This is a genomic window from Aquirufa ecclesiirivi, assembly GCF_011250515.1.
Lineage (GTDB): Bacteria > Bacteroidota > Bacteroidia > Cytophagales > Spirosomataceae > Aquirufa > Aquirufa ecclesiirivi.
In genome coordinates this window covers 44,690-70,312 of record NZ_JAANOP010000008.1, presented here as the reverse complement: position 1 = coordinate 70,312, position 25,623 = coordinate 44,690, and the positions used below count along the sequence as shown (strand labels likewise).

Annotated in this window: 23 protein-coding genes; 14 read left to right on the top strand and 9 right to left on the bottom strand. The window is 38.3% G+C overall.

The features are described 5' to 3' along the window. Nucleotides 1-28 precede the first annotated feature (28 nt). Together secA and G9H65_RS10930 are read right to left on the bottom strand one after the other, a co-directional pair. Nucleotides 29-3,391 (bottom strand): preprotein translocase subunit SecA, encoded by a 3,363-nt coding sequence (gene secA / locus G9H65_RS10935; protein WP_166375377.1) that lies wholly within the window; start codon nucleotides 3,389-3,391, stop codon nucleotides 29-31. Between the two features lie 132 nt (nucleotides 3,392-3,523). Then, nucleotides 3,524-4,003 (bottom strand): hypothetical protein, encoded by a 480-nt coding sequence (locus G9H65_RS10930; RefSeq protein WP_166375376.1) that lies wholly within the window; start codon nucleotides 4,001-4,003, stop codon nucleotides 3,524-3,526. Nucleotides 4,004-4,279: 276 nt separating this feature from the next. Between G9H65_RS10930 and G9H65_RS10925 the strand changes: the two genes are divergently transcribed. The 8 genes from G9H65_RS10925 to G9H65_RS10890 all read left to right on the top strand — a co-directional run bounded on the left by G9H65_RS10925 (nucleotide 4,280) and on the right by G9H65_RS10890 (nucleotide 13,689). Continuing rightward, nucleotides 4,280-5,650, top strand: coding sequence for a DUF1800 domain-containing protein (locus G9H65_RS10925; RefSeq protein WP_166375375.1), 1,371 nt, complete (start codon nucleotides 4,280-4,282; stop codon nucleotides 5,648-5,650). A gap of 2 nt (nucleotides 5,651-5,652) precedes the next feature. Next, nucleotides 5,653-7,182 (top strand): DUF1501 domain-containing protein, encoded by a 1,530-nt coding sequence (locus tag G9H65_RS10920; RefSeq protein WP_166375374.1) that lies wholly within the window; start codon nucleotides 5,653-5,655, stop codon nucleotides 7,180-7,182. 106 nt (nucleotides 7,183-7,288) lie between these two features. Continuing rightward, nucleotides 7,289-8,236 (top strand): outer membrane beta-barrel protein, encoded by a 948-nt coding sequence (locus G9H65_RS10915; RefSeq protein ID WP_166375373.1) that lies wholly within the window; start codon nucleotides 7,289-7,291, stop codon nucleotides 8,234-8,236. Next, nucleotides 8,215-8,967: a DUF6089 family protein gene (locus G9H65_RS10910; protein WP_166375372.1), complete on the top strand. Its 753-nt coding sequence runs from the start codon at nucleotides 8,215-8,217 to the stop codon at nucleotides 8,965-8,967. Before G9H65_RS10915 ends, G9H65_RS10910 begins: the two co-directional genes overlap by 22 nt. 80 nt (nucleotides 8,968-9,047) lie before the next feature. After that, nucleotides 9,048-9,797: an isoprenyl transferase gene (locus tag G9H65_RS10905; protein WP_166375371.1), complete on the top strand. Its 750-nt coding sequence runs from the start codon at nucleotides 9,048-9,050 to the stop codon at nucleotides 9,795-9,797. 26 nt (nucleotides 9,798-9,823) lie between these two features. Beyond that, nucleotides 9,824-12,475, top strand: a complete 2,652-nt coding sequence (gene bamA, locus G9H65_RS10900) for an outer membrane protein assembly factor BamA (protein ID WP_235927500.1) — start codon at nucleotides 9,824-9,826, stop codon at nucleotides 12,473-12,475. Nucleotides 12,476-12,492: 17 nt separating this feature from the next. Then, nucleotides 12,493-13,056, top strand: a complete 564-nt coding sequence (locus G9H65_RS10895; RefSeq protein WP_166375370.1) for an OmpH family outer membrane protein — start codon at nucleotides 12,493-12,495, stop codon at nucleotides 13,054-13,056. Nucleotides 13,057-13,086: 30 nt separating this feature from the next. Continuing rightward, the gene (locus G9H65_RS10890; RefSeq protein WP_166375369.1) at nucleotides 13,087-13,689 is read left to right on the top strand and encodes an OmpH family outer membrane protein; all 603 of its coding nucleotides are present in this window, start codon (nucleotides 13,087-13,089) and stop codon (nucleotides 13,687-13,689) included. 254 nt (nucleotides 13,690-13,943) lie between these two features. Here G9H65_RS10890 and G9H65_RS10885 read toward each other — a convergent pair whose 3' ends face one another. From G9H65_RS10885 to G9H65_RS10865, 5 genes are all read right to left on the bottom strand, one after another. After that, the gene (locus G9H65_RS10885) at nucleotides 13,944-15,278 is read right to left on the bottom strand and encodes a DEAD/DEAH box helicase (RefSeq protein ID WP_166375368.1); all 1,335 of its coding nucleotides are present in this window, start codon (nucleotides 15,276-15,278) and stop codon (nucleotides 13,944-13,946) included. Between the two features lie 89 nt (nucleotides 15,279-15,367). Continuing rightward, entirely contained in the window at nucleotides 15,368-15,844 is a 477-nt protein-coding gene (locus G9H65_RS10880) for a Dps family protein (protein WP_166375367.1), read from the bottom strand. Between the two features lie 163 nt (nucleotides 15,845-16,007). Next, nucleotides 16,008-16,736, bottom strand: coding sequence for a sulfite exporter TauE/SafE family protein (locus G9H65_RS10875; RefSeq protein WP_166375366.1), 729 nt, complete (start codon nucleotides 16,734-16,736; stop codon nucleotides 16,008-16,010). 22 nt (nucleotides 16,737-16,758) lie between these two features. Next, nucleotides 16,759-17,412: a lipoprotein signal peptidase gene (locus G9H65_RS10870; protein ID WP_166375452.1), complete on the bottom strand. Its 654-nt coding sequence runs from the start codon at nucleotides 17,410-17,412 to the stop codon at nucleotides 16,759-16,761. Between the two features lie 2 nt (nucleotides 17,413-17,414). Further along, nucleotides 17,415-18,587, bottom strand: coding sequence for a proline dehydrogenase family protein (locus G9H65_RS10865; protein WP_235927499.1), 1,173 nt, complete (start codon nucleotides 18,585-18,587; stop codon nucleotides 17,415-17,417). Nucleotides 18,588-18,725: 138 nt separating this feature from the next. Between G9H65_RS10865 and G9H65_RS10860 the strand changes: the two genes are divergently transcribed. Continuing rightward, nucleotides 18,726-19,820 carry a chorismate mutase gene (locus G9H65_RS10860; RefSeq protein WP_109322460.1) on the top strand — a complete coding sequence of 365 codons (1,095 nt, stop codon included), beginning with the start codon at nucleotides 18,726-18,728 and terminating at the stop codon, nucleotides 19,818-19,820. 111 nt (nucleotides 19,821-19,931) lie between these two features. Here the strand turns inward: G9H65_RS10860 and G9H65_RS10855 are convergent, their stop codons facing one another. Continuing rightward, complete coding sequence (locus G9H65_RS10855) at nucleotides 19,932-20,828, bottom strand: DMT family transporter (RefSeq protein ID WP_166375365.1); 897 nt, start codon at nucleotides 20,826-20,828, stop codon at nucleotides 19,932-19,934. 75 nt (nucleotides 20,829-20,903) lie between these two features. Here G9H65_RS10855 and G9H65_RS10850 point away from each other — a divergent pair, with 75 nt between their 5' ends. Genes G9H65_RS10850 through gatC form a run of 4 tightly spaced genes read left to right on the top strand, consistent with a single transcriptional unit; the run spans nucleotide 20,904 to nucleotide 23,252 of the window. Further along, entirely contained in the window at nucleotides 20,904-21,275 is a 372-nt protein-coding gene (locus G9H65_RS10850; protein ID WP_166375364.1) for a RidA family protein, read from the top strand. Between the two features lie 6 nt (nucleotides 21,276-21,281). After that, nucleotides 21,282-22,784 (top strand): glutamate--tRNA ligase, encoded by a 1,503-nt coding sequence (gene gltX / locus G9H65_RS10845; RefSeq protein WP_166375363.1) that lies wholly within the window; start codon nucleotides 21,282-21,284, stop codon nucleotides 22,782-22,784. A 2-nt stretch (nucleotides 22,785-22,786) separates the two neighbouring features. Further along, nucleotides 22,787-22,978, top strand: a complete 192-nt coding sequence (locus G9H65_RS10840; protein WP_166375362.1) for a hypothetical protein — start codon at nucleotides 22,787-22,789, stop codon at nucleotides 22,976-22,978. Next, on the top strand, nucleotides 22,965-23,252 hold the full coding sequence (gene gatC, locus G9H65_RS10835; RefSeq protein WP_166375361.1) for an Asp-tRNA(Asn)/Glu-tRNA(Gln) amidotransferase subunit GatC: 288 nt from the start codon (nucleotides 22,965-22,967) through the stop codon (nucleotides 23,250-23,252). The genes G9H65_RS10840 and gatC overlap by 14 nt, the downstream gene beginning before the upstream one ends. Here gatC and aroB read toward each other — a convergent pair whose 3' ends face one another. Then, a complete protein-coding gene (gene aroB / locus G9H65_RS10830; protein ID WP_166375360.1) occupies nucleotides 23,253-24,281 on the bottom strand; it encodes a 3-dehydroquinate synthase in 1,029 nt (342 codons plus the stop codon). 142 nt (nucleotides 24,282-24,423) lie between these two features. Here aroB and G9H65_RS10825 point away from each other — a divergent pair, with 142 nt between their 5' ends. Then, nucleotides 24,424-25,407 carry a pyruvate dehydrogenase complex E1 component subunit beta gene (locus G9H65_RS10825; protein ID WP_166375359.1) on the top strand — a complete coding sequence of 328 codons (984 nt, stop codon included), beginning with the start codon at nucleotides 24,424-24,426 and terminating at the stop codon, nucleotides 25,405-25,407. Nucleotides 25,408-25,623: the final 216 nt, after the last annotated feature.

Sequence of the window (25,623 nt, the reverse complement as noted above, 5' to 3'; positions counted from 1 at the left end):
TAACCACCTATTCAAGATAATTCGCTTTTTAGGCGATTACAACGGCTTCACCACTTTCCACATCTTGCTCCACCGTTTTGTATTTAACATGCTCCTTCGTTGAACCATCTCGGTATTGCACCGTAACTCGCTGATTACGATCTGCAATTTTGATAGCATGACGGGGAGCAATGCGCTCTTCACTACGTGAACTAGGGTCATGGTATTCCTGCTGTTCGTCTCCTTGTCCACCTGCTAAACCGCCTAATAGGGAAGAGATTGCCTCATCCTTACTCAGTTGTAATTTAGGTGCTTTTTCTTTTGGCGCTTGCTGTGCCTGGTTTGTTTGTTGTATTTCCGGTATCTCAGCTTTTAAAACAAAACTAATGGTATCTACATTCACCCGAGAAACAAAGCGCTGGAATAGATTGACGGCTTCAAATTTGTAGATCAATAATGGATCTTTTTGTTCAAATACCGCATTCTGAACAGACTGCTTCAAATCATCCATTTCACGTAAATGCTCTTTCCATTCTTGGTCAATTAAAGTCAAAGTGATGAATTTCTCCATCTCTTTAACTACTTCTTTCCCATGAGAATCGATCGTTTTTTGAGCATCCACCACCACACCTGTTACCCAGTTGCCATTTGTAATAGGAACTTGAATACCTGAATACCCTTGGCGTAATGCCTCTTGCGCCACTTGAATAACTTGCTTAGCTATGCCATCATTTTTACTCTTGTAATGATCTTCCGCAGCCAAGAATAAGCGCTCAATCTTCACATCAGAAGTCAATCGATTAAAATCTTCCTCAGCGAATGGAGGCTCAATACCCAATAACTCAATTACCTTTAATTCTAATTCGCTGTACGATGTGTATTGACCTACCAAATCTTGGCACACATCGAACATCGTATTGATGATATCCAAAGATAAACGCTCTCCTAAAAGGGCATTTTGGCGTCGCTTGTAAATGGCATTTCTTTGGTAGTTCATCACATCATCGTATTCCAATAGACGCTTACGAATTCCAAAATTGTTTTCTTCTACCTTCTTTTGAGCTCTTTCAATGGACGAAGTAATCATAGAATGCTGAATAACTTCACCCTCTTCCATACCCAAGCGATCCATTACTTTTGCAATTCGGTCTGAACCAAATAAACGCATTAAATTATCTTCTAAAGACACAAAGAACTGTGATGAACCCACATCTCCCTGACGTCCTGCACGACCGCGCAACTGCCTGTCGACACGTCTAGATTCATGTCTTTCTGTACCAATGATGGCCAAACCACCAGCAGCTTTCGACTCAGGACTTAACTTAATATCCGTACCACGTCCAGCCATATTGGTTGCAATCGTCACCTTACCCGATTGACCTGCCTCAGCCACTATCTCCGCTTCACGCGCATGTTGCTTCGCGTTCAATACATTATGTGGAATTTTACGAATCGTCAACAGTCGACTGATCAATTCCGAGTTTTCAACGGAAGTTGTACCAACTAGTACAGGACGACCTTGGTTTACTAATTCTTGAATTTCTTCCGCAACGGCATTGTATTTTTCTCGAACGGTACGGTAGACTTTATCTTCCGCATCTTTTCTTTGAATCACTCGATTCGTTGGAATAGAAACAACATCCAATTTATAAATCGTCCAAAACTCACCCGCTTCCGTTTCAGCAGTACCTGTCATACCACCTAATTTGTGGTACATACGGAAGTAATTTTGTAAAGTAATGGTCGCATACGTTTGTGATGCATCTTCCACATTCACTCCTTCTTTCGCTTCAATCGCTTGATGTAAACCATCTGAATAACGGCGACCTTCCATGACACGGCCCGTTTGCTCATCCACGATTTTTACCTTACCATCTACGATGATGTATTCGGTATCTTTCTCAAATAAAGCATAGGCTTTCAGCAATTGGTTAACGGTATGAATTCGGCTGGCCTTATCATTGTATTCACGGATTAAATGCTCCTTTTGAGATAAACGATCAGCATCAGAAAGCTCTTTGTTTTTCTCAATTTTGTTTAAGTCGATGGATAAGTCTGGTAAAACGAAAAAGTTAGGATCCTCTGTGTTTCCACTCATGAATTCCAAACCTTTTTCCGTTAACTCGACTTGATTGTTTTTTTCCTCGATGGTAAACAATAAAGGGGAATCCGCTTGAGGCATCAATTTTTGATTCTCTGCCAAATAGATGGATTCGGTTTCGTGAAGTAATTGCTTATTGCCTGATTCAGATAAAAATTTAATCAAAGGTTTTGATTTTGGCAAACCACGAAAAGCTCTAAATAATGCCAATCCACCTTCTTTTTTATCACCTGAAGTAATTTGTTTTTTTGCTTCCACTAAGAAGTTTTGCACAATTTGCTTTTGCGCTTCTACTAATTTCTGAACACGTGGATTAAATGTGTCAAACTCCTGTTCATCTCCGCGAGGGATTGGGCCAGATATGATCAAAGGTGTACGAGCATCATCAATCAAAACGGAGTCAACCTCATCCACCATGGCAAAATGATGGGGTCTTTGAACTTGATCCTCAAGGCTACGCGCCATGTTATCACGCAAATAATCAAAGCCAAACTCATTGTTGGTACCATAAGTTATATCCGCAGCATAAGCATGTCTTCGCTCTTCCGTATTGGGCTCGTGTTTGTCAATACAATCCACCCTCAAACCATGGAACTCAAATAAAGGGGCATTCCATTCGGAGTCACGTTTGGCCAAATAATCATTAACTGTTACAATATGTACACCACGACCAGCCAAGGCATTTAAATAGGTAGGAAGCGTAGAAACCAACGTTTTACCCTCTCCAGTACCCATTTCTGAGATTTTTCCTTGGTGCAATACGATACCACCAATCAATTGGACATCGTAATGAATCATATCCCAAGTTATGGTATTCCCTGCGGCATCCCAGGTATTCGCCCAAATGGCTTTGTCACCTTCTATTTTGACATTCGCTTTCTTGGAGGCAATGAATTTATCTTCTATGGTGGCTTGAACAACCAATTGTTTATTCTCGGTAAATCGACGTGCGGTTTCTTTCACAACAGCGAAAGCCTCTGGAAGAATTTCGTTTAAAACAACCTCCAATTGCTTATTACGTTCGAGGTTTAATTTGTCTATTTCCTGGAAAAATTTTTCCTTCTCATCAATGTCTTCTGTCGCCTGACCTTGAGTATGTAAGGTGTTAATCTGGGAATCAATATCCGCCAAAAATGCTTGAATACGGGATTTGAAGTCCGCCGACTTTTGACGTAACTCATCGTCTGAGATGTTCGTCAAGCGTGCGTACTCTTCTTTTATTTTATCGACAATCGGCATCAAGGCTTTGATGTCTCTTTCCGACTTGGTTCCAAATATTTTGGTTACTGTTTTGCTGAAGATGGATAACATTGTATAGAATGTGTGCCTACCTAGGCCATTTTAAAATTGAATATGCAATTTACCAATTAATCTCTAAAAAACGCTAGACTTAAACCTAAGCGGTGATACGATGCTTCAAAATACGATTGATCTTTAGAGAAATCATGGCTTAAATTTAATTGTGAGTGTGGTATCTGGCTTTGAAAAACGTGTGACCAAAACATCCAGCGAACCACTAGCTTTTTTAAGCCTTTGTGGAACAGCTACTTGGTCAAAAAACACAGGGTCTGCGATATGTAAATCTAACTTACGACGTGTTCCATCTTTTTGTTTGACAACCAAAATATAATGTACATCATTGGGGTTAGTGGCATCCGTATATTTTTTACGAATGGAGCCATCTAAATCCAAATCAATCAATTCACTTTGAGTATCATACATTTTTTCTGACCAAAGATTCGGTAAATATAGTTGGGCCAATAAGCCCAGGGTTCCAACAATAAAGACGAGTTTGGTGAAATTTTTACCTCCCCATTCCATATTGTCTCCATGATTGGAATTACCACTTCCCATATTGCCAAACAAAGGCATTTTTAATTTTTTACGAGGAGCTCTTCGTGGTGGATTATAGGCTTGTGACATAGATAAATGGATTATTCTCGCAAATCAAGTCATTTTTTTTCGTTTCAAAGCGATAAATTCGACTGTTGCTTTTAAATTTTTAATGAATGAACCTAATCAAAACGGTAAGTCACTTTTTTTAGTTCCTAAATCAAATTGAATATAGAAAAATGACAAGTTTAATTATCAAATAATTGATAATTAGAATAGATTGCCTTATTATTACGAACTACTTTAAGCTTATTTACTCTCATGAGTTTCATGGTCAATATGAAATACAATTAAATCTAGGATACCATGTTGACTTGGAATACCACCCATGTTTCACATTTGCTATCACGCGTATTATTCGGTTATTCCAAATCGGATTTTGAACGTGCTATGGGTTATGGAAATTTCCAAGATTTATTAGACCTAGCCATTTTAAAGGATTTATCTATTCCTGCTCCTCCAGATACTTGGGTTAATCTAACACCTGAACAAAGCCAATTGGACAGAAATATGGCGGGACCATGGTTTGTGCAATTAACCAAATGGTGGTATAGTCGAATGCTCAACGAATCTCTGAGTATGCAAGAAAAAATGGTTTTGTTTTTGCACAACCACTTTTCCAATGAAAGGCAAAAGGTAAATTATCCGCAGTATGTATACAAACAGAATCAATTGTTCCGAACCTATGCTTTTGGAGATTTCAAACAATTAGTCAAAGACATTAGTATAGATCCCTCCATGTTAATTTATTTGGATGGAAATAATAGTCGGGGTACTTCCCCCAACGAAAACTATGCCCGAGAAGTAATGGAGCTTTTTACCTTGGGCATCGGCAACTATACAGAGAATGATATTAAACAAGCCGCTAAGGTTTTTTCGGGTTGGCAAGTTAGAGGATTATTGGCTGTTTTTGATGCCACCCGCTGGTACCGAGAAGCCACTGTCACGGTCTTAGGTAAAACGGCTAAATTTGATAACAACAGTTTAATCGATCATATATTTACACAAACTGCAGCAGCAGAATTCATATGTCGGAAGATCTACAAAGAATTTGTCTTTTATAAAGTAGACGAAGTTTTTGTAAAAAAAATGGCTGTTGTTTTACGCCAAAATAATTTTGTTTTAAAGCCTCTTTTAAAATTCTTATTTACGTCCGAAGAATTTTATAAACCAGAAATTATGGCCGCCAAGATTAAAAGTCCGACGGAGTTAATCGTAGGTGCAGCCAAGCAATTGGAATTAAAAAATCCTGATCTTCAAAATTGGTATGATATGGCTATCATACTGCAAATGCAATTGTTTCAACCTCCAGATGTGTCTGGTTGGGAAGGCCAACGAGATTGGATTAGTTCTACAACTTATTCTTATCGAGCAGGGTTTACGGATTCATTATTGAGTGGAAAGCGATATAACGGGGCAACGGTCACAGGAAAATTAGACCCCATCGCATTTGCCAGATTATCTTCCAATGCTGAAAAACCCAAGGAGTTTGTAGAAGAGATGGTTAAACTGTTCATTCGTTTCCCTCTCACAGAGTCAAGAAAGGCGTTTTTATTGGAAGTGCTACTGGACGGCACCATTGCTGCCAATTGGTCTACTTACACGCCCAATGCCGACGCCCGAATTAATAAGTTTTTGAAGGCTATGATGCGCCTACCTGAATATCAATTGGCATAAAAATGAAAAAAGAACTAAGCCGTCAGCAGTTTTTACGTCAAATGGCTCTACTGAGTGGTGGGGTAACCTGGGGATTAGGATCTTTCACAGGAAAGGCATTTGGTGCTGTGCCTTTTGCTAGTGCTGCCAGAGGGAAGGTATTGGTCATCATCCAACTGAATGGGGGAAATGATGGACTGAATACGATTATCCCTGCAGAGGACGATAATTATTTCTCGAAAAGACCTGATATATCCATCAAGAAAGCGGATGCACTACCTTTGTCCAAGGGCATGTACATGAATCCAGCGATGATGAGTATGAAGTCATTGTACGACAAAGGCCAGGTGGCTATTACACAAAGTGTAGGTTATGCCAATCCCAATCGTTCCCATTTTAGAGCTACGGATATTTGGAATACAGGTTCGGATGCAGCTACTGTTTTGGATGAAGGCTGGGCTGGTCGCTTTTTAGAAATGCAATATCCCGAATATCCCATTAAACTGCCGAAGGACCCCATGGCGATTCAACTGGGTTCGGTGGAATCATTATTATTCCAAACCGATGTGGGTAGGGTAGGAACGGTTTTTGAAGATCCTAATTTGTTTTATCAATTGGTTTCTGGAACTTTAGCTGATTCCGAATTACCACCCGCTACTTTGGCAGGAGATGAATTAGCTTTTTTAAAGCAAATCGCTAGTTCATCCATACAATATTCGACGGTTATTCGTGATGCAGCAAACAAAGCTAAAAATGCTTATACCTATCCAAATACTAATTTAGCTAAGCAATTGAGCATCATTGCGCGCTTAGTAGCGGGTGGCTTAGAAACCCCAGTTTATTTGGCCAATATTGGAGGATTTGATACACATGCCAACCAAAAAACACAACATGCCAATTTGTGGAAGACCATTTCGGAAGCTGTTTCTGCTTTTCAGAATGATATAAGCAATCAAGGTTTAGCGGATGCCGTTACAGTAATGACCTTTTCTGAATTTGGTCGAAGGGTGAATCAAAATGGAACTCAAGGCACTGACCATGGTACGGCGGCTCCTATGTTATTTATAGGAAATACGGTTAGAGGAGGCTTGATTGGCTCAAATCCTAGTTTGACCAATTTAGATAGTAACGGAGATTTGCGGTATAATTTTGATTATCGGCAAATTTATAGCACTGTTTTGAGAGATCATTTGGGTTTGGATGCTGTTAAAACACAGGAATTATTTAAGCAGACATTTGAACGGGTTCCTATTTTTAAGAATTCACCCGATGCCTTGCCTGATACTTTGGGAATGGAAGTTAATTCGCCCATGCCCAACCCCGTATTTGATTATACGGTCATTCAATATGCCATTTACAAACCCGTGTTGGATATAAAAATTACCTTGTATGATTTACAAGGACAAGAGATATTGACATTATTTCGGGGTACCAGGGTTCAAGGCACTTATCAGTTGACTTTGAATGCATTAGGCTTAACACCTGGGATATATTTAGTGCATATGTCCAGTTCTTCTGGGCTTTCTACGCACAAAAGGATGATCGTCCAATAAGGGGCTAACTTTTAATACAAGCCATAAATTTGTATATTCGTATCGCCTTTTATTACAACATTTGAGGGAGTATTAGCGTTTTATGATCTAACCAGTAGAAACATCTATGTTCAGACTCTTCAGCTTATGTATTTTGATTGTATTTTTTGCTTCGGCATCTACTCAGGCTCAATTTTGGTTTTTGGGTCAAAATGACAAGAAAGCAGCTCCGAAAAATCCCTTTAAGGCGCATTCATCCTTTAGTTTTGGGGCAGGTTCATCGACATATCTAGGTGATATTGCTCCAGCCATGACCTTAATGGATGTGGGAGGAAAGACGTTACGTTGGAATGCAGGAGTGCAATATACGCGTCATTTTAAAAAGCATTTTAGTATCCAAGGGTCCTTCACGTACATACGTTTAGCTGCGGATGATAATTATTTTGATCCAGCTGGACGCTTTGAACCAAGCTATACACGAAACTTGCATTTTAGAACGGATATGCAAGAGTTGTCTTTGATTGGTATTTATGAAATCTTAGGAAACGAGGAGAACTTACCTAAACGTAGAACTTTGTCGCCATATGTATATCTAGGACTTTCTGGGGTGTATTTTAATCCAACCACAAGGAGACCCGCATTGCATGAGACCGATTTTTCAACGACTGTTCCTCCTGTTCAACAGGATTGGAATACAGATTTACAATCCTTACAAACCGAAGGAGTAGATTATTCTAAAATTACAGGTGCTGTACCTTTCGGATTTGGAATTCGTTACAAACTCAATCAATCCTTTGATATAGGCTTTGATTTTGGATATCGTATTGCTTTTTCAGATTATTTGGATGATGTTTCAGATAACCGAGTGAATGTTCCTGCGGTAACTTCATTAATTACCGACCGTTCAACAGAGTGGTTCGCGGCTAATACTTTGGCAGATCGTAGACCCAATTTACTTACGGGGTCAGGTAATCCACCCTTGATTGCTAAAGGTTCCGATCAGTATTTTACAACTCAAATTCGCTTGATTTATCATTTAAAAAATAAGATTGATTGTCCTCCGCTACCACGATAATACCCCTAAAACGACATAAGGCAGGTTTACTGTGTCTTCTTGTTTTCTTGTTTGTCGCACCTTGGGACTTACAAGCGCAAAGATGGACCTGGGGAGCTGGATTTGGTGCGACAGCCTATAAAGGAGAATTGGCAGATTGGGGATATCGACCAAGTGTGCCGGAATTGAAAGAAACTTTACCCGCCATACACCTATTTGTTTCATATCAAGAGCGACATGCCTTTACGTATCGTTTTCAAATGTTGGTGAGCCGAATTCAAGGTAATATTGCCAATCGACCAAGTACTTTATTTCCAATAGGAACATCACCTACTGTGATTACACCGAACGGAAAAGTAGCGGATGCTTCTATTTTTGCCACCTCCATCACTGAATTTTCAGGAATTGTCGACTATAATTTTCTGGACTATGAAGTAAACCCTAGACATTTCAATTGGACACCTTATTTCTACGGGGGCTTATCCGCTGTATTTGCCAGTCCTGATAAAATTGATGCTTTTTTGACGCCCGCAATTCCTTATGGGATTGGAGTGAAATTTCAAATCAATAAAAATTGGGGAGTTCGTGGTGAATTTGGAAGCAGAAAAGTCTTTTCTGATAAATTAGACCAAGTAGCTACTTATGATGGCAATATGGATAGCTTCACTTTAGAAGGTGGTGACCAATATTTACATCTGGGTTTTTCTGTCACATATACTATTCAATCCATCTTTTGTCCCAAAGTCTATTGATTAATCCTAGTATTTTGAATAGGTGTTCAAATTAGCTATCTTTACCACTTTGTTTTATTCGAATAATTATTGCCCTATTTGTGAAAGAATCTATTGACCTTAACAATCTTCCTGCCCATATTTCCGTTATCATGGACGGTAATGGTCGTTGGGCGAAACAGAAGGGTTTCACAGATCGAATTTTTGGTCACAGAAATGCCATTCAAGCAGTTAGGGAAACGATAGAAGGATGTGGAGAGTTAGGGGTTAAATACTTGACTTTGTATGCTTTTTCCACGGAAAACTGGAATAGACCAAAAGCGGAAGTCATGGCATTAATGAGCTTGTTGGTTAGTACCATCAATGAGGAATTACCCACCATGATGAAGAATCAAGTTCGTTTAAAGGCCATTGGAAATATTGATTCTTTGCCTTTAAAATCGCAGAAAGAATTAAAGGCTGCGATGGATAAAACGGCAGATAATAGCGGTTTAACGTTGGTGTTAGCGCTATCTTATTCTGGGAAGTGGGATTTGGTTCAAGCGGCCCAAAAGTTGGCGGAGAAAGTTGAAAAAGGAGAATTAACAGCTAGCGAAATAGATGATTCCATGATGGATAGTCAATTATCTACCGCTGGAATGCCAGATCCTGATTTAATGATTCGAACAGGCGGAGATCATCGTATTAGTAATTTTATGTTGTGGCAATTGGCTTATGCTGAATTGTATATTTTTGAAGATTTATTTTGGCCTGATTTTAGAAAAGTACATTTGCATCAGGCAATAGTTGATTTCCAAATGCGTGAAAGACGCTTTGGAAAAACGAGTGAACAAGTTAAAAGTGAAGGCTAAGGCTTCGTATGAAAAATAGATATTTAATGAATCGAGTTAACGCGTGCCAATTACAATGGAAATCATTGGGCTTGTTTTTTAGTTTGATGGTTTTTATGAGTCAGGGCTTATCAGCTCAAGGCTTAGGTGGACGCTTATTCTCCACCACACCTACGAGCTCTGAACCTAGTTTTTCTTATTCTGTACCTCAGGAGTACACCATTGGAGGTATTTCTATTTCGGGATCTCAGTTTTACGATGGTAATTCCATGGTGAATATTTCGGGTTTGCAAGTTGGAGATAAAATCAAAGTTCCAGGAGATGCCATTGCTTCCGCCATTAAGAAAATTATGGATCAAGGAATTTTGGAAGATGTCGAGATTTTTGCGGAGAAAGTAGAAGGAGATAAAATTTGGTTGCGCATCCAATTGAAAGAAAGACCTCGTTTATTTGCCATTACATATGATGGCATTAGAAAAGGTGAAAGAGAGACTTTAAATGAAAAAGTAAAGGCCTACAAAGGGAAAATTATTACGGAAACACTTCGTAAAAACCTGGAATTAGTTATTCGTAAATACTACCAAGAGAAAGGTCGTTTGAATATTACCACGAAATCGCTTGTAAAAACGGATACTACAAAAGGAAATAATGCTACCTTGATTGTTACGGTCAATAAAGGTGATAAAGTAAAGGTTAATAAAATCATTCTTGACGGAATAGAGCCAGCTCAGCGTTCCCTTATTTTGAGGAAAATTAAGAATACCAAGCAAGTTCGTTTTGGACGTATTTTTAAGCCATCCAAATTTGTACCAAAGAAATGGGATGAAGATAAGGAGAAGCTTTTGGCAGCCATGAATAAATTGGGTTTTCGTGATTTTCAACTGATTTCAGATTCGGTGTATCGTCAAGATAATTCATCGGTAAATCTAAAAGTCAAATTAGTTCAAGGACGTAAATATTATTACCGTAATATCTTTTTTGATGGTAATTACATCTACCCAGATTCTGTATTGAAAGATGTATTAGGCGTTAAGAAAGGGGATGTATACAATACGGAAGAACTCGATAAAAAAATGGGTGGTAATCCAGGTGAGGATTTGAGTTCTGTGTACATGGATAACGGCTATTTATATTACAATGCCGAACCAGTAGAAACAGCCATTGTAGGAGATTCAATCGATTTAACCATTCGAATCTCGGAAGGTAAGCAAGCGACGATCAATAAGGTTATTTTGAATGGAAATACGAAAACCTCTGACCATGTGGTTATGCGTGAGATTCGTACTTTGCCAGGACAAAAATTCAACAAGTCCGCGATTATTCGTACCGTTCGAGAACTATCTCAAATTGGGTATTTTAACCCTGAAAAGATTAGTCCTAACCCACAGCCAAGAGCCGATGGTACAGTAGATATTGAGTACAATGTAGAAGAAAAACCTTCTGATCAGATTGAATTATCCGGAGGTTGGGGAGGTTATGTGGGTTTTGTAGGTACTTTGGGTGTGGTATTTAATAACTTTTCTGCCAAAAATTTAACCAATTGGGCCGCTTGGCGCCCATTACCTGCGGGAGATGGACAGAAATTAGCTGTTCGTTTTCAAGCGAATGGTGCAGCTTTTCAAAATTACAGTTTGACTTTTACAGAACCTTGGTTAGGAGGGAAGAAGCCCAATTCATTCTCTATTGCATTGAACCGTAGTATTTCATATCCATACCAGTTTAGAACAACAGGTTACGGAGGCGGAGGCTATGGTAGCGGCTTAGGTGGCATTGGAGGAGGTTATGGTGGATACGGCGGCTATGGTGGTTATGGTGGATATGGAGGGGCGTATGGAGGCTATCAAAGTTATTCGGTGCCTGATTCCTTGTTGTCGGCTCACTTTAATGTGAATAGCATTACTTTCAGTTTAGGAAAGCGTTTGAAATGGCCAGATGATTATTTTTCTTTGAGTCATTCTTTATCTTTTTCTCAATATGATGTAGATCGTTACTATACATGGGCATATCCACAAGGTATATCCACTTCGGTAACTTTCATGACCAATTTCTCACGAAATAGTATTGACAACCCTACGTTTGCTCGTTCGGGTTCTAGTTTCTCCATGACGGCATCATTAACACCTCCCTACTCGTTGTTAGGAGGGAATAAAACGGGCCAACTCATCGAGTACCATAAATGGATGTTGGATGCTAGCTGGTTTAGTCCTTTGGCCGGAAAATTTGTCTTACACACACGTGCACACTTAGGATTTTTGGGTTCATATGGAGGAAAAGAAACCACTCGATTTGAGCGATTTGACCTAGGTGGATCTGGAATGGTACAAGGTTTCTCTTTCAACCGTGATATTGTTGGTTTAAGAGGTTACAAGGATCGTGTTATTGGACCATCTGGATCTTATGGTAATGGAGGGGTAGCTTATAATAAATTTGTTATGGAGGTACGTTATCCAGTTTCCTTGAATCCATCAGCAACCATTTTCGTATTAGGTTTTGCTGAAGGTGGAAACAACTTCTCTACTTTATCTGATTATAATCCATTTAATTTATATAAATCAGCAGGATTTGGAGCACGTATTTTCATGCCAGCCTTTGGTATGATCGGTATAGATTATGGTTTTGGATTTGATAAGCCTAGACCAGGAGATTCTGATTTTGGACGTCAGGCCTTCACTTTCTCTATTGGTCAGCAGATTCGATAGTGATTTAGCAGCATACAATGAAAAAGTCGATTTTTTTCTTAATTTTGATGCTTACGGTGCTAGGACAAAGGTCTTTTGCCCAGAAATTCGGATACATTGATACTGAATTCATTACATCTAAAATGCCTGAGTATAAACAAGTTCAAGGCAAAATTGATCAAATGACCAAACAATGGATTCAAGAAATTTCAACTAAAAATGAGGAAGTTGCTAAATTAGAAAGAGACTTTAAATTAGAAGAACTATTATTGACTGAAGATTTACGTCAACAAAGGTTAAGTGTCATTCGTCAAAAAGACAATGAAGCAAGGTCTTTTCAAAATAAGATATTCGGGACAGATGGGGAATTATTTAAATACAAACAAGCTGCTTTGAAACCAATTTTGGATGAAATCTCCAAAGCTGTAGAAAAAGTCGTTCGCCAAAAACGATTAGATTTTGTATTCGATAAAGCAAATGATGGGTTGGCTTTAATATATACCAATCCAGTTCACGACTACTCTGATTATGTATTGGAAGAATTGGGATTGGAGTTAGATCCTAATTTGGTCGATAAATCAACAGATAAATTAAACAAGTAAAAGAAAATTAATAATCAATTAAACTCACGTATGAAAACCAAATTTTTGTTGGCCATGGGCCTAGTGTTCGGAATGGCTGTTATGCCTCTTAAGGCGCAGATTAAGATCGGATTTATCAATGCAGATTACATATTAAGTCAAATGCCTGAAGCTAAACAAGTGGAAGAAGATTTGAAAAATACGCAAAAGCAATATGAAACTTTGTACCAAGGAAAGGTAAAAGACTTTCAAGATAAATTAGCGGTATTTGAGAAATTGCCTGCTAGCACTGCTGATATCATCAAGCAAGATAGAGAGAAGGAATTACAGAATTTACAGACATCTATTCAGGAGTTTCAACAAAATTCTCAGTCTTCATTACAAAAGAAGCAAGCTCAATTGCTACAACCTTTATTGAAGAAAATTGAAGAAAATATGCATGCTGTTGCTAATGAAAATGCTTATACCTATGTATTCAACTATGATGCAGGTATGGGAACGGCACCTATTTTATTACATTATCCAGCAGAAGCAAGCATCTCTGATTTAGTGTTGAAGAAAATGGGAATTACTCCTAAGCCTGTTACTGCTACTCCAGCTGCTGCAACGACTGCACCAGCAACCAAAACAGCAACTCCAGCTACGAAGAAATAAGAAAATTTGTAAGATAAAAAAGGGTGCAAGTCAAACTTGCACCCTTTTTTTATTTCTAATAAAGAAATTGATTTTCGCTGATCAAGGCTGTTTTTATCAATAAGCTTATGTTTTAATTAGTTATCTTCATTACTTCAACTTGGCTTTGTCAACTTAGGTAATTCAATTTGATTTATCAACAATGAATTGTCAACTTAGATTTGTCAACTTTTTAAAAGTTGACAAATCTTTAATCCCCAATTTCCAAGCAAGAATTATGATTTACCTCCTTGGTATTTATTCTTCTTCCAACCTGTATAAGGAGTATTCTGTTTAGGTCCTGTAGCTACAGAAGAATTAGCCCCTGCAGGTGCCCCTGTTCGTGGAGTACCGCTATTCCTATGGGATGAGGAAGCTCCAGCTGCTCTAGGTGGGCGCTGAGGCTTAGCTGCTTTCTTAGTAATGGTGTGGTTCATTAATGGATAAGGATGGTCTTCAATCACAGGGATTTGCTTCCCAATTAATTTTTGAATATCCCTTAAGTATTCCTTTTCCTCTGCCTCACAGAAACCAATGGCTATGCCACTTGCCCCAGCTCTTCCTGTACGACCAATTCGGTGAACATAGGATTCAGGAATATTGGGTAACTCGTAGTTAATGACGTGTGTTAATTCATCAATATCAATGCCACGTGCAGCAATATCAGTTGCTACTAACACGCGGGTCAATTTTGATTTGAAATTATTCAAGGCCGTTTGTCTTGCATTCTGCGACTTATTCCCATGAATGGCTTGGGAATTCACTCCTGCCTTGGTTAAATCTTTAGCCACTCGATCCGCTCCATGTTTTGTTCTAGTAAAAACTAAAGCTCTTTCTATATTCTTATCTTTTAAAATATCAATCAGTAATTTGCGCTTATTGTCCTTATCTACAAAATATACCACTTGATTGATGGTATTAGCGGTAGATGATACCGGAGTAACTTCTACTTTGGAAGGATTATGCAAAATCGTATTTGCCAATTCTACAATAGCAGGAGGCATGGTCGCAGAAAAGAACAAGGATTGCCTTCTCTGAGGTAAACGTGCAATAACTTTCTTGACATCATGCACAAAGCCCATGTCCAACATACGGTCAGCTTCATCCAATACAAAAAACTGAATATGCTGTAGACTGATAATTTTTTGATTCATCAAATCCAATAAACGACCAGGTGTAGCTACTAAAATATCTATCCCAGCACGTAATGATTCCACCTGACTGTGTTGACTTACTCCTCCAAATATCACTTTATAGCGCAAACTAGTGTTTCTACCATAGCTCTCGAAACTTTCACCAATTTGTATGGCCAATTCTCGAGTAGGCGTTAAAATAAGACTTCTAATTAGTCTTTTACCCGCTGGTAAATGCTTATCTTCTGTCAATAATTGAATAATCGGAATGGCAAATGCAGCAGTTTTACCAGTGCCAGTCTGGGCACAACCTAGTAAATCTTTTTTATCCAAAACTAATGGTATCGCTTTGGCTTGGATAGGAGTGGGAGTAGTATAACCTTCTGATTGTAAAGCCTTCAGAATAGGCTCAATTAACTTTAAATTTTCAAATGACATAGTGCCTTTTTGTTTATCGACCGGATTGTTTTGATTTCTTGATCACCGGTCGGACGAAAAGGAACTCGTTGTCTAAAAAGGTAGACGGTTTATTTTTTAAGAAATGCAGCAAACATCCAAATTGATTTCTCTTGCTCACGAATGTAATCGCTCATCAGGGCATTAGTGCCTTCATCTTGGGCCTCAGAAGCCAAATTCAATAATTCTCTTTCCAAAACAATAAGTGCTTGAAAACCTTCTAAAATATGAGATAAAGCTTCTTTTCCATTGGAAATATGTTTCACTTCCTTGATACTTGCATGAGCTACATAGTCGGTGAAAGAATGTAATGGGGTATGGCCCAAAGTCAAAATTCGTTCAGCTATCTCATCTATTTTCAATAAAGCATCATTGTAAATTTCTTCAAATTTTAAATGTAGCTCAAAGAATTTTTCACCTGAAATATTCCAGTGAAAACCCCTTGCATTGATATAAAGTATTTGATAATCAGCTAAAAGAATGTTCAATTTAGCAGCTAATTGTTCTGATTTTTGACTGTCTAGTCCAATGAGGTTCGTGTTAGCCATGTGGATGAAAATGATGTTACGCTGATAGTTCAAACGGAAAGACCCGATAATTGGTTCAATCGATGGAATAGAGCTTGCCTAATTTTATGCAATTTCGTCATTATTCAGCTAGAAACACATTTTTCGCAAAAAAAATGTCGAATAGGCCAGAGAAATAGCCCGTTTAATCTTGAAAATAATGGATGGTTTGAATGACGGTTGTTATGATGATGACAGACAAAACAAGGTAATGAAATACTTTTTCTGAAATTTTGGTTAAAATAATTTTACCTAAATATGTACCCACTATGCTGATGATGATTAAAAACGGAATTAAAATAAGATGTTCTTGATGAAAATATCCTTGAGATAGATACACAACTGCTCTACTTAAATCAACTCCAAAATCGATCACTGCCGAGGTTGCGATAAATACATCTTTTTCTAGTTGAAAGGCGGCTAAGGTGATACCACGAATTGCTCCTCCTGTGCCTATTAAGCCTGCTAAAAATCCAGAAATAGCCCCTCCTGTATACAAATTTTGATTGTTCTTTTGAATTCGATTGTGGGCGCCAGTCATCAAATAAATGGATAAAGCCAAGATGATGATATTCATGCTTAGTTCAATCTTTTTTTGTGGGATGTAATTGGTTAATAAAGCACCCAAAACAACAAATAGAACCGCTGGGATACCCAATTTTAGGACGATGTTTTTATCAATCCCTTTTCTGAACAATAGTATTTTAGAGGTATTACTAAAAACATGAAAAACTGCCGTAACGCCCAACACAATTTTGAAATCTAAAATCAAAGAAGCTAGTGGCACGAATAAAATGGATGAACCAAAGCCACTCACAGTTCCGATAACTTCGGCTAATAACGCTAGAAAAAAGAAAAGGGTGTAGGTTTCCATCCTTCAATATAACAAATACCTGCTATATATGTAATGTATTTTCCTCTTCTTCTGGCGCATTCAATGACTCAGGGTTTGAAGTTGTATCAACCTTTTCTGCTTCATGTTTTTCCAAAAACTTGTTTTGAAATACTAAAAAAAGTACCACTCCACAAAAAATAGATGCGTCGGCAAAGTTGAAGATGGGTGTAGAATAATAGCTACCTCCCCAAATGGGTACCCAATTGGGTAAAATTCCTTCCCAAATATCAAAGAAAAACATGTCGATAACTTGTCCGTGAAACCATGTCATTGGAGCATTAAGAGGGGCATTATTAAACCAAACACCATAGAAAACGGAATCAATTAAATTGCCAATGGCCCCACCTAATATCAATCCCATGCAGACCAATAAACCAGCATGCATTTTTTTCTTGGTGAAACTGTAGAGATAATACCCTATGCCAAACATGGCAACAATGCGAAAGCTTGTTAGCATGAGTTTGCCATAAACCGTGCCAAGCTGAATCCCAAATGCCATACCCGGGTTTAGGGTATAATGCAATTTGAAATAGCTTCCTAAAATTTCAATTTGACCAAAATAGCCAGGTTCCATGAAATAATGAACCGATATTTTAATGGCTTGATCAATCAATATAATGGCAATGCTGACTAAAAAGTAGCGGTAATATTTCAACTTCATAGTTTTTTTCTTCGGCTCACTTCTTTTTGTAAAAGGGCAAACTCTCTCGAAGTTTGACCTGCAATAGAGCTGTTTTCCTCAGCTCGACGGAATAAATAGGGCATAACAGCAGAAACAGGCCCATAAGGCACATATTTGGCTACGTTATATCCTGAAGACGCTAAATTATAAGATATATTATCTGACATACCCAATAATTGAGCAAAGTAGATATGAGTATGATTTTGGGGTATACCTTTTTCTTCCATCCATTGACAAAGTAATTGACAACTTTGCTCATTGTGGGTTCCTACGCAGAAATGAACTTGCTCCAAATGATCTAAACAGGCTTGAATTCCTAAGTTAAAATCACGGTCAGTCGCATCTTTTTCTTTGTGCAAGGGCTCTGAATATTCATCCTCATGTGCTCTCAAACGCTCTTTTTCCAAATAAGCACCCCGAACCAATTTTACTCCTAAGAAATAGGATTGATCAACAGCTACTTGAATGGCATGATGCAAGTTCTCCAACATATCGACGCGATACATTTGGAACGTGTTAAAAATAATGGCTGTCTTTTGATTGTAACGTTGCATCATTTCATAACTCAATTCATCGATGGAATTTTGAATCCAGCTTTCCTCGGCATCAATAAATAGTCTAACCCCTTGATTGTAGGCCTCTTGACAAATTTCAATTAAATAATCCTTGCTTTTCAGGAAGTCAATTTCTTCCTCTTCCGTCAAACCTTTTTCCGTTTGATATTTTTCTAATAGCTCACTATTGAAAATCCCAGTCATTTTGAAAACCGCATAGGGGATTGCGCTACTTTCATGCGACTGAACGATGGTTTTAAGGATTTCATTTTTAGTTAATTGGAAAGATTTATCGTTTTCTTCCCCTTCTACCGAATAATCAAGGATTGTACCGATGTGAGCTTTATCCAATTCTTGGATGGTCGTTTGGCATTCCTGTATCGATTCTCCTCCGCAAAATTGGCCAAAAAGAGTAGTTTTTATTATTTTTTTAACAGGTAAATGCAAGAAAAGGAATAATTTGATGAAAAAAGTCCCTAACTTTACAAGCCAATTTTGGTTCATTATCGCAAATATCCAATAGGACTTGCGAAGTTGAAAATCGCTTTTAGAAGCAAAGGCGATTTGGGTGTCCTCAAAAGATAGCTTTTTCAACTTTTCGAAGATGTTTGGTGGGTCATTTTTTTTAAATTGCCTGCAAATATAAGTGAATAAAATTTAACCGAATCTGTAACACAAGAATATTAATATTAAAACAGTTTGAGCTTAGGCTCTTTTAATCTATCCAAATTTATGAATGCCAATTTAGAAGTAGTGCCGATGCAAGAATGGATTCAGACAGATGGCAAGCCGCTAATCATTGCGGGACCTTGCTCTGCTGAAACAGAGGATCAAGTATTAGAGACAGCCCGTCGTATTAAAGCGGAAGGCTATGCGCACATCATGCGTGCTGGTGTTTGGAAACCTCGTACTCGTCCAGGAAGCTTTGAAGGCATGGGAGAGCCAGCATTAAAGTGGTTGGTGGAAGCAAAGAAAGAAACAGGTTTGCCATTAGCTATTGAAGTAGCCACTCCAGAGCATATCGAATTAGCTTTGAAGTATGGTGTCGATGTTTTGTGGATTGGTGCTCGTACTACCGTTAATCCGTTTAACGTACAAGATTTGGCTGATGCCTTGAAAGGTGTCGATATCCCAGTTTTAGTGAAAAATCCAGTTAACCCAGATTTAGCTCTTTGGGTAGGTGCATTTGAGCGTTTACAAGGTTCAGGAATTAAGAAATTAGGTGCTATTCACCGTGGTTTTTCAAATGCTCAAGAAACAAAATACCGTAATTCACCAATGTGGGCTATGGCTGTTGAATTGAAGCGTTTATTTCCACAAATGCCAATCATTGGCGATCCATCTCACATGGCTGGTAAGCGTGCATTATTGATGGAATTATCTCAGCGCATTTTGGATTTGAATTACGATGGTATGATCATCGAAACTCACCGTGATCCAGATGCGGCTTGGTCAGATGCTTCACAACAAGTTACTCCCGAGAAACTAGGAGAGATGTTGCGCGAACTAGAAGTTAGAAAAGCTAATTATGGTGCTGATTTCTCCGATGAATTAGCTGCATTGCGTGAGAAAATTGACAATATCGATCGTGAATTATTAGAAGTATTAACGGCTCGTATGGCGGTTGTTGAGAAGCTAGGTGAATACAAGCGTGATAACAACGTAGCTGTATTGCAATTGGATCGTTGGAAGCAATTACATGGCGACCGTGCTAATCAAGCAAAAGGTTTAGGTTTATATCCTGAGTTTGTAGAAGAATTGTTCAAATTGGTTCACTTAGAATCTATCCGTAAACAAACGGAAGTAATGAATTCAGCTACTGCTTAATCAATATCTTGATAATAAAAGCTTAAAAGGCTAGTAAATGATATCATTTATTAGCCTTTTTTCGTTAACCTCGACAGCGTTTAAAACGCTGGCGAGGTTTAGCATTTTCGTTTATTTTTTTGAAATCTGATAGCTTCCAACAAGTACGAATGCCATTCCAATCATTACGATCATATCTGGGAGTCCATGTCCTAAGATTATTTCTATTAATATAGAAAACAAGACGGCACTATTTCCAACAGCGCCCACGATACTCGTTTTTTCAAATCTCAAAGCTTGTGTGGTAAAACTTTGTACGCCTAATGCTAAAAGTCCCATGATCAGAATTTCTAGGTATTGTATTCCTTGAGGGTTCACCCATTTGCCCGACCAAAAACTGTTAGGTAAATTACCCCACGTTCCAATGGCTAAAGAAATGCAAGAAGCCGTAAAGCCTGCGGCCATGAAGGAAAATATCACCCATCGAGAATCGTAGTATTTTTGCGCTTCTTTAATCGCCATATAGCCTAAAGCTGTTCCCATAGCATACAATAAACCTACTGAATGTTTTTGCCAAGGACTGTTCACCGATGGTTGAAAAATCAATAATATCCCCATGAAGCCCATCAAAAGAAACAAAACTTGTTTGCTTTTTAAGCTTTCTGTTGGTATCCAGATAAAGGTAAATATGGCAATGAAAAGCGGAAAGGCTTGTCCATAGGTATTCGTTAATGACAATCCTAGATGTTCCAAAGCGTAAAACAAACAATACAAAGTAAAAGCACCCAATAAGCCTCTGAATATTAGGAACCCTAGTTTTCCACCCGTCTGTACAGCTGGTTTCTGCCAAAGGCTAAGTACTAAAAAGGGTAGGCCAACGGCATTCCGAAATAAAACTAATTCAACAGAAGGGAAAAAATTACTCATCCTTTGGGCCATGGCCGACATCATAGCAAAGCACAAGGAAGATAAAAGCATGAAGCCAATTCCTTTGTTTTTGCTGATGAATGGTTGAATTTTGGAAAGCATATTTTAGGGAGAAAGCTCGTCGCAGATTCTTTAATCCTTATTTTTTTGGTAACTTGCATTTCTTTTTTCAAAGGTATGACAAAAAAAATAATTTTATCGGAATCAGCTCCTGCTGCGATTGGCCCCTATTCACAAGCGGTGGCTATTCATGGAACCTTATATGTTTCAGGTCAAATTGCCATTTCGGTAATGGAAGCTGGAGGAGATATTGAAGAAGAAACGCATCAAGTATTGAAAAACCTTGGCTACATTTTGAAAGAGGCGGGTTATGATTACGAAGATGTAGTTAAGTGTACCATTTTTGTTAAAGACATGAATCATTTTGCACAGGTTAATCAGGTGTATGCCCAGTATTTTTCGGTCAATCCACCCGCAAGAGAGACTGTTGAGGTAGCTCGGTTACCTAAAGATGTTCGTGTAGAAATTTCTTGTATTGCCCATAAATAAATTCATATGCCTCATTCAGTACGTGTTCGTTTTGCCCCAAGTCCTACAGGACCATTACACATTGGTGGAGTTCGAACAGCCTTATATAATTTTTTATTAGCTCGTAAATTGGGAGGTACTTTCATTTTACGTATTGAAGATACTGATCAAGCGCGTTTTGTTCCAGGTGCCGAAGCCTATATATTGGAAAGTTTAGCTTGGTTAGGTATTTCGCCAGACGAAGGAATAGGTGTTGGTGGGCCTTTTGAGCCCTATCGTCAAAGTGAAAGAAAAACGATGTATAAAGCTTATGCCGATGAATTAATCCAATCAGGTAAAGCTTATTATGCCTTTGACACTTCAGAGGAGCTGGATGCCATGCGGACTACTTTTGAAAGCCAAGGGTCTGCCTTTCAATATAATGCGGTTACAAGAGTTAAATTGAGAAATTCGTTGGCGCTTTCTAAAGAAGAAGTAGATCAATTGTTGGCCAATGATACACCTTATGTTATTAGATTGAAAGTTCCTGCCAAAGGTGAAATTCGATTTCAGGATATCATTCGAGATTGGGTACATGTGCATACTTCCAGCATTGATGATAAAGTATTGATGAAGTCAGACGGAATGCCAACATACCACCTTGCTAACGTCGTGGATGATCATATTATGCAAATTACCCATGTGATTCGTGGGGAAGAATGGTTGCCATCTGCTCCTTTACATATTTTATTATATCAAGCATTTGGCTGGAATCCCCCTCATTTTGCCCACCTCCCTCTATTACTTAAGCCAGAAGGAAACGGTAAACTTTCTAAGCGAGATGCTGATTTAGGTGGTTTTCCTGTCTTTCCTTTGGAATGGAAAGATCCTCAAACAGGAGCTATTTCCAAAGGCTTTAAGCAAGAAGGATATTTGCCAGAAGCGACATTGAATTTTTTAGCCTTTTTAGGCTGGAATCCAGGAACAGAACAAGAGTTATTTTCTTTGGAAGACTTAATAGAAGCCTTTTCTTTGGAAAGAATCAATAAAGCTGGGGCAAAATTCGATGTTAAAAAGGCTCAATGGTTCAATGAGCAATATTTGAAACAACATGATGCAAAAGAGCTAGCTGCTACTTATTTACCATCTATTGAGATGGAAAAAGGGGAAGCCTATGTTCATTTGTTTTTGGACCGTATTACATTTCCGCAACAGCTCGAGCAAATGGTTCAAGAATTTTCTGGATTTCCTGAAAATTATGATGAGTCGGTGTTGGCTTCGAAATGGAATGCAGAAACCAAACAAGCTTTGGAAATTATTGTAGCCTCCTTACCTCTTTGTCATGATTGGCATGCAGATCAGATCAAACAAACCATCCAAGAATGTTTGGATCAAGCGGGTATCAAAATGGGTAAAGTGATGCAATTATTTCGCGTAGCTATGAGTGGAAAAGGTGCAGGACCAGATTTAATGATATCTTTGGAACTTTGGGGAAAGGATCAAGTTTTAGCAAGATTAAATAAGGCCTTAGAAAAGTTTCCCACCATTTAAATATGAAAGATAAATCTAAGAAAATCCAAGAGAAAGCTCCCAAGGTACATCCCGATTTGGCAGGCTTTGAGATGAATATTGATTCATTTGGACAAATTACGTCGACCTTGAATCGCGATGCATTAAATGCATTTTTGGACAAAGAGATGCCAGATGATAAAAAGTTAAATCCTAAGAACGATGAAGGTAAATAAGGACGATGTGATTAAAATTGCTCATTTGGCACGTCTGGAGCTAAAAGAGGAAAAAATTCAAGATATGCAGGATTCCATCAATAAAGTCTTGGATTGGATGGAAGCATTGAATGCAGTAGATACATCATCAGTTGAACCCTTAGTTCATATGACTCCTGCTTTAAATCATTTTAGAGAAGATCAAGCCAAATCGATGTTAGATCGTCAAAAAGCGTTGAAATTAGGTCCAGACACCAATGAAAGTTATTTTAAAGTGCCACAAGTAATTGAGTAATTAGCCAATATAATATTGGAGTGCTTTTTTCATTTCTGATTTCCCAACAGGAATATCATACCCACAATCACCAATTCCTGTTAATAATGAGAAACGAACCTCATTTCCAAGGTTCTTTTTGTCCTGCATGGTCAAACGGATAATTTCAGGAATTTCACTTTCTTGCAATGGTACTTTTCCATAGGTGGCAAATAGATATGCCTCAATTTCTTCTAATTCAACTATGCTGATTAAACCTCGCTCATAAGAAAGGTAGGCTTCTGTGATGATTCCTACAGCTACCGCTTCACCGTGTAAGATTTTTCTTTTACCTTGGTTTAATAAAAAAGTCTCGACAGCATGTCCTAAGGTATGTCCTAGATTCAGGATTTTACGGATTCCAGCTTCTTTAGGATCTTCGGTAACAATGGCTTCTTTGATGGCAACTGAATGTGCGACCAAAGTAGCAAAATCGTTTTCTTGCCAATCTATTTGACTTATTTCAGACCATTTAGCGGCATCACGGATTAAACAGTGTTTAATAATTTCAGCAAAACCAGATCTTTTTTCTCTTTCTGTCAATGTTTCTAAGAAAGTTGGGTCAATCAACACCGTTTTGGGTAATTGAAATACGCCCAAATGGTTTTTGAAACCTTGAAAATCAATACCTAATTTCCCCCCGACACTAGCATCTACTTGGGCCAGAAGAGTAGTGGGTATTTGTATAAAATCAATACCTCTTTTATAGGTGGAAGCACAGAAACCTCCCATATCTCCGATGACACCACCCCCCAAATTGATCATCAAGGCATGTCTATCCAAATTTGATTTAGTCATAACTTCCCATATTTTCACACAGGTCGTCAGGTTTTTATTTGTTTCACCCGATTTGATAACAACTTTAATGTAATTTTTAGGAAGAATATTTTCAATCTTGGATAAACAATGTTTTTGCGTTAGCTCATCCACTAATACAATAACCCTAGAATAGTTTTTAGAGTCGAGAAATGCAGGTAATGAAGTGGAAATCGAAGCTATTTGTATGGACATGAGATGTAAAATTGGTATTAAAGTTTAAAAATACCACGAATTTCTCAAAATGGGCAATTTGAGAACCTAATTTTGGTTTTGTGGTATGCTTTTTCTTACCTAATTTTGCGCGGTTATGTTTTTTCATACACCTTAACATTTTATGAGAGAGATTCAATTCAGAGAAGCCTTGCGTGAGGCAATGCAAGAAGAGATGCGACGTGATGCATCCGTTTTTTTAATGGGTGAAGAAGTTGCCGAATACAATGGAGCATACAAAGTTTCCCAAGGGATGTTGGATGAGTTTGGTCCAGACCGGGTAATTGATACTCCAATTGCAGAGTTAGGTTTTGGAGGTATTGGAGTAGGTGCTGCCGCTAATGGTTTACGTCCGATTGTCGAATTTATGACTTTCAACTTCTCCTTAGTAGCCATTGATCAAATTATCAATTCGGCCTCTAAAATGATGTCGATGTCTGGTGGTCAATATTCTTGCCCAATTGTTTTCCGCGGCCCTACAGGAAATGCGGGTCAATTATCATCTCAGCACTCATCTAACTTTGAAAACTGGTATGCCAATACTCCAGGTTTGAAAGTGGTTGTTCCTTCGAATCCCGCCGATGCCAAAGGATTATTAAAGGCATCTATACGTGATAATGATCCTGTTATTTTCATGGAATCAGAACTAATGTATGGAGATAAAGGCATGGTGCCCGATGGAGAATTTTTAATTCCAATTGGTAAAGCCAATATTGTGAAAGAAGGAAAGGATGTAACCATTGTAACCTTTGGTAAAATGCTTTCTCGCGTGGTAATGCCAGCAGTGGAAGAATTGACTAAAATGGGGATTAATGCGGAAGTTATTGACTTGCGTAGTGTACGTCCTATTGATTATATTACAGTGGTAGAATCCGTTAAGAAAACGAACCGTTGTGTTGTGGTTGAAGAAGCAAATCCATTATCGGCTATTTCGTCTGAAATTACCTATCATTTACAACGTTGGGCATTTGATTACCTCGATGCTCCAGTAGTGCGCGTAAATTCGAAGGATTTGCCTTTACCTTATGCTCCTACTTTGATTGAAGAAATTTTGCCAAGTATTGAGCGCACAATTCAAGCAGTAAAAACAGTTACTTATAAAAAGTAATTCTAGTAATATAAAAGTTAAAAGAGCCTAGCGGATGTTTGGCTCTTTTTTTTGTATCCAGAGTTCAACTTTGTTTACAATATCAGTTTCTTGGACAACATATTTATTTCCAAAAACGTTATGAACGCTCAACGCTGTCAAGGTTTGGAACCTTGCCAGCGTTAGGAAATTAGCGTTCAAAAACAAAAAAATCCCCCGATTTTCGGGGGATTTTTA

Excerpts from the sequence above, each read along its gene's own strand:
- secA (WP_166375377.1), bottom strand. The coding sequence starts at position 3,391 with ATGTTATCCATCTTCAGCAAAACAGTAACCAAAATATTTGGAACCAAG.
- G9H65_RS10930 (WP_166375376.1), bottom strand. The coding sequence starts at position 4,003 with ATGTCACAAGCCTATAATCCACCACGAAGAGCTCCTCGTAAAAAATTA.
- G9H65_RS10925 (WP_166375375.1), top strand. The coding sequence starts at position 4,280 with ATGTTGACTTGGAATACCACCCATGTTTCACATTTGCTATCACGCGTA.
- G9H65_RS10920 (WP_166375374.1), top strand. The coding sequence starts at position 5,653 with ATGAAAAAAGAACTAAGCCGTCAGCAGTTTTTACGTCAAATGGCTCTA.
- G9H65_RS10915 (WP_166375373.1), top strand. The coding sequence starts at position 7,289 with ATGTTCAGACTCTTCAGCTTATGTATTTTGATTGTATTTTTTGCTTCG.
- bamA (WP_235927500.1), top strand. The coding sequence starts at position 9,824 with ATGAATCGAGTTAACGCGTGCCAATTACAATGGAAATCATTGGGCTTG.
- G9H65_RS10895 (WP_166375370.1), top strand. The coding sequence starts at position 12,493 with ATGAAAAAGTCGATTTTTTTCTTAATTTTGATGCTTACGGTGCTAGGA.
- G9H65_RS10890 (WP_166375369.1), top strand. The coding sequence starts at position 13,087 with ATGAAAACCAAATTTTTGTTGGCCATGGGCCTAGTGTTCGGAATGGCT.
- G9H65_RS10885 (WP_166375368.1), bottom strand. The coding sequence starts at position 15,278 with ATGTCATTTGAAAATTTAAAGTTAATTGAGCCTATTCTGAAGGCTTTA.
- G9H65_RS10880 (WP_166375367.1), bottom strand. The coding sequence starts at position 15,844 with ATGGCTAACACGAACCTCATTGGACTAGACAGTCAAAAATCAGAACAA.
- G9H65_RS10875 (WP_166375366.1), bottom strand. The coding sequence starts at position 16,736 with ATGGAAACCTACACCCTTTTCTTTTTTCTAGCGTTATTAGCCGAAGTT.
- G9H65_RS10860 (WP_109322460.1), top strand. The coding sequence starts at position 18,726 with ATGAATGCCAATTTAGAAGTAGTGCCGATGCAAGAATGGATTCAGACA.
- G9H65_RS10855 (WP_166375365.1), bottom strand. The coding sequence starts at position 20,828 with ATGCTTTCCAAAATTCAACCATTCATCAGCAAAAACAAAGGAATTGGC.
- G9H65_RS10850 (WP_166375364.1), top strand. The coding sequence starts at position 20,904 with ATGACAAAAAAAATAATTTTATCGGAATCAGCTCCTGCTGCGATTGGC.
- gltX (WP_166375363.1), top strand. The coding sequence starts at position 21,282 with ATGCCTCATTCAGTACGTGTTCGTTTTGCCCCAAGTCCTACAGGACCA.
- G9H65_RS10840 (WP_166375362.1), top strand. The coding sequence starts at position 22,787 with ATGAAAGATAAATCTAAGAAAATCCAAGAGAAAGCTCCCAAGGTACAT.
- gatC (WP_166375361.1), top strand. The coding sequence starts at position 22,965 with ATGAAGGTAAATAAGGACGATGTGATTAAAATTGCTCATTTGGCACGT.
- aroB (WP_166375360.1), bottom strand. The coding sequence starts at position 24,281 with ATGTCCATACAAATAGCTTCGATTTCCACTTCATTACCTGCATTTCTC.
- G9H65_RS10825 (WP_166375359.1), top strand. The coding sequence starts at position 24,424 with ATGAGAGAGATTCAATTCAGAGAAGCCTTGCGTGAGGCAATGCAAGAA.